This window comes from Parolsenella sp., assembly GCF_982402205.1.
The window spans coordinates 1-3692 of the sequence record NZ_CEVYAT010000156.1; the positions used below are offsets into that span (position 1 = coordinate 1).

2 protein-coding genes and 2 pseudogenes are annotated in these 3692 nt (G+C 69.3%); 2 read left to right on the forward strand and 2 right to left on the reverse strand.

What is annotated here, in order from left to right; translation table 11 throughout:
- Window positions 1–199, forward strand: a pseudogene (locus tag AC1VTH_RS07370) (HAD family hydrolase); the annotation flags it as partial.
- Window positions 200–208: 9 nt separating this feature from the next.
- Here AC1VTH_RS07370 and rnhA read toward each other — a convergent pair.
- Window positions 209–694: a ribonuclease HI gene (gene rnhA, locus AC1VTH_RS07375; RefSeq protein WP_481335497.1), complete on the reverse strand. Its 486-nt coding sequence runs from the start codon at window positions 692–694 to the stop codon at window positions 209–211.
- A 224-nt stretch (window positions 695–918) separates the two neighbouring features.
- Between rnhA and AC1VTH_RS07380 the strand changes: the two are divergent.
- Window positions 919–2154, forward strand: a pseudogene (locus tag AC1VTH_RS07380) (Nramp family divalent metal transporter); the annotation flags it as partial.
- Window positions 2155–2378: 224 nt separating this feature from the next.
- Here the strand turns inward: AC1VTH_RS07380 and AC1VTH_RS07385 are convergent.
- The coding region (locus tag AC1VTH_RS07385) for a DNA polymerase (RefSeq protein ID WP_481335498.1) at window positions 2379–3692 on the reverse strand (1314 nt) is incomplete at its 5' end.

A 3692-nucleotide genomic window follows, 5' to 3' on the forward strand; every position in this document is an offset into this window, starting at 1 on the left:
GGGGCTCACGCCCGCCGAGTGCCTCATGGTGGGAAACGACGCCCGCCGCGACTTCCCGCGCCCCAGCATTGGCATGCGCACGGCCTACGTGGGCCACGCCCGCCCCAGGGGCGCCGCCTGGAGCGGCCGCATGAGCGAGCTCGCAGACGCCCTGCCCGCAATCATCGACCGCGCCAACCTCGAGAACGCCAGCCTGTAGCGCTAGCGCCTAGTCCGTGAAGCCCTCGTCGGCAAGCAGCGTGGCGCGCGGGGCCGTGGCGGCCGCCACGGCCAGCTGGTCGCAGCGCTCGTTGAGCGCGGCCCCGTTGTGGCCCCTCACCCACACGAACTTCACCTGGTGCGGCGCCATGGCGTCGAGCAGGCGCATCCAGAGGTCGGGGTTCTTGACCGGCTCCTTCTTGGCGTTCTTCCAGCCACGGCGCTTCCAGCCGTCGACCCAGTGCTTGTTGAACGCATTGACCACATACTGCGAGTCGCTGTGGACCTCGACCTCGCAGGGGCGCTTGAGCGCCTCGAGCGCGGCGACGACGCCCATGAGCTCCATGCGGTTATTGGTGGTGCGCGCATAGCCCGCCGACAGCTCGCGCTCGTAGAGCTTGCCCGTGGGGTCGTAGCAGCGAAGCACGGCCCCGTAGCCGCCGGGCCCAGGGTTTCCTCTGCTTGAACCATCCGTGTAGACGACGACCTTCGTCAAGACAACCCCCTCGCGCAGCGCGCATCCATCGTGGCTCAAGGCGCGCGGTCGCGGCGAAGCCCTTGGCCCATCGCACGCGCGCCCCGTGAATTTGCAGGCCTTCGAGTCTAGCGCAAGCCATGCCGTATCCCTATAGTTAGCTTTAGTTAACTTCTAGGAATCGAGTCACCATGGACGAGAAGAGCGCAAGGATGGGCGGCACGGCACCACGGGCAAGCGCGTCGATGACCACAGACCGCACGGCAACGGGGCACGACCCTGCCGAGAAGCGCGGCCGCAAGGCAGGCGGAGCCCGCGCTCGCATCAGGCGCGCCCTGTGGGGCACGAGGCACACGGGCCACACCGGCGGCCTCGAGATCCTGCGCTGGATTGGTCCTGGGCTGCTCGTGACCGTGGGCTTCATCGACCCGGGCAACTGGGCCACCAACATGGCCGCGGGCTCGACCTTTGGCTATGCCCTGCTGTGGGTCGTGACCCTCTCGACCCTCATGCTCATCGTCTTGCAGCACAACGTGGCCCACCTGGGCATCGTCACGGGCCAGTGCCTGGCCGAGAGCTGCGCCGCGCATCTGCCCCGCCCACTCGCCCGCCTCGTGCTCGCCACGGGCTGGGCGGCCTGCGCCGCCACGATGATGGCCGAGGTCCTGGGTGGCGGCATTGCCCTGCAGATGCTCTTTGGCCTGCCCATCCTGGCCGGCAGCGCCCTCGTGGCCGCGGTCTCGGCGGCGCTTCTGCTCACCGGCTCCTACGCTCGCGTCGAGCGCGTCATCATTGGGTTCGTCTCGCTCATAGGGCTGGCATTTCTCGCAGAGATCTTGATGGTGAGGGTCGACTGGCCGGCCGCCGCGGCGGGCTGGGTCACGCCGGCGGCACCTGAGGGGTCACCCGCAATCATCGTATCGGTGCTGGGCGCGGTGGTCATGCCGCACAACCTGTTCCTGCACTCGGAGGTCATCCAGAGCCAGCACTTCGAGGGCGCGGGCGACGAGGTCATCCGCGAGCGGCTCGACCACGAGTTCGTCGACACGCTGCTGTCGATGGGGATTGGCTGGGCCATCAACAGCGCCATGGTGATCCTGGCCGCCTCGACCTTCTATGCCGCCGGCACGCCCATCGACGACCTCGCCCAGGCGGCCGCGACGCTCGAGCCCATGCTGGGACCCGCCGCCCGCACGATCTTTGCGCTGGCTCTGCTGCTTGCGGGCGTGTCGAGCTCGGTCACGGCCGGAATGGCCGCGGGCACCGTGAGCGCCGGCATGGCCGGCGAGCCCTACGACATCCGCGACCGCCACAGCTCGGTGGGCGTCGTGGCCTGCTTTGCCGTGGCGCTTGCGGCGATAGCGCTGGTGGGAGACCCGTTCTCGGGCCTCGTGTGGAGCCAGGCGCTGCTGTCTTTGCAGCTGCCCGTCACGGTGTTTGCGCAGATCTGGCTCACGAGCAGCCCGACCGTCATGGGCCCCTACGCCAACGGCCGCGGCATGCGCGCGCTGCTCGTGTGCCTGGGGCTCGTGGTGGTGGCCCTCAACGCTGTGCGGCGGGCGCGGGCCTCGCGGCGCCCGCTCGCGCCGCGAGTCATGGGCAGGCCGAGCAAGAAGCGGGGCGAAGGCCACTCGCCCTCGCCCCGCTCGCACGGACCTGGTTGTGGAGGGCGCGCAAGACACGTGCGCCGAGCGCGCGCCCCTCGCTACTTGGCCTCGGCCCAGTTGGTGCCCCAGGAGACCTCGGCCACGAGCGGCACCGAGAGCTCGGCCACGCCCTCCATGGTCTCCTTGACCAGCGCGCTCATGGCGTCGAGCTCGGCGCGCGGCACCTCGAAGTCGAGCTCGTCGTGAATCTGCAGGACGAGCTTGCTTTCCATGCCCTCGTCGCGCATGCGCTCGTCGACCGCGATCATCGCGAGCTTGATGATGTCTGCCGCGGTGCCCTGCATTGGGTGATTCATGGCCGTGCGCTCGCCAAAGCTGCGCAGGTTGGCGTTGCGCGAGAGGATGTCGGGCAGGTGGCGCTTGCGCCCGTAGAGGGTGGTCGCGAAGACGTTGCGCTTGGCCGCGGCGACCGTGCCGTCGAGGAAGGTGCGCACGCGCGGGTAGGCCTCGAAGTAGCGGTCGATCATCTGCTGGGCCTCCTTGCGCGAGATGCCCAGCGAGGTGGACAGGCCATAGGCCTGCTGGCCATAGACGATGCCAAAGTTAACGGCCTTGGCGCGGCTGCGCATCTCGTGGGTGACCTGCTCGACGGGCACGCCAAACACGCGGGCGGCCGTCTCGGCGTGGAAGTCCTCGCCTTCGCAGAAGGCCGCGATGAGATGCTCGTCGCCCGAGAGGTGGGCCAGCAGCCTCAGCTCGATCTGCGAGTAGTCGCAGGCCAAGAATACGCAGTCCTCGCCCACCGTGAACGCGGTGCGCACGCGGTGGCCCAGCTCGCTGCGCGTGGGGATGTTCTGCAGGTTGGGGTTGGAGCTCGAGAGGCGCCCGGTGGCCGCCACGGTCTGGTTGAGGCTCGTGTGAATGCGGCCGTCGCCGGCGATGAGGTCGGGCAGGGCGTCGAGGTAGGTGCCGCGGATCTTGGCCTTCTCGCGATAGGCTAGGACGTCCGCCACGACGTCGTAGGTGCGGGCGAGGTCGTCGAGCACCTTGGCGTTGGTGGAGTAGTAGCCGCGCTGGGTCTTCTTGAGGCCCGCGGTGGGCAGGCCCAGCTCGTCGAAGAGCACGCCCGAGAGCTGCATGGGGCTGTCGACGTTGAACTCGTGGCCCGCGAGCTCGAAGATCTTGGCGCGCGTGGCGTCGATGTCGGCGCCGAGTTCGGCGGACTGGGCGGCAAGCACCGCCGGGTCGACGTGCATGCCCATGCGCTCCATGCGCGCGAGCACGCCCACGAGCGGCATCTCGATCGCAGCCATGAGCTTGCTCGAGCCGTCCTTCTCGAGCGCCTCGGAGAGCGGGGCCACGAGGGCGAGGGCCGCCGCGGCGGCGATGGCGGCCGCAGGGCACTTGTCGCT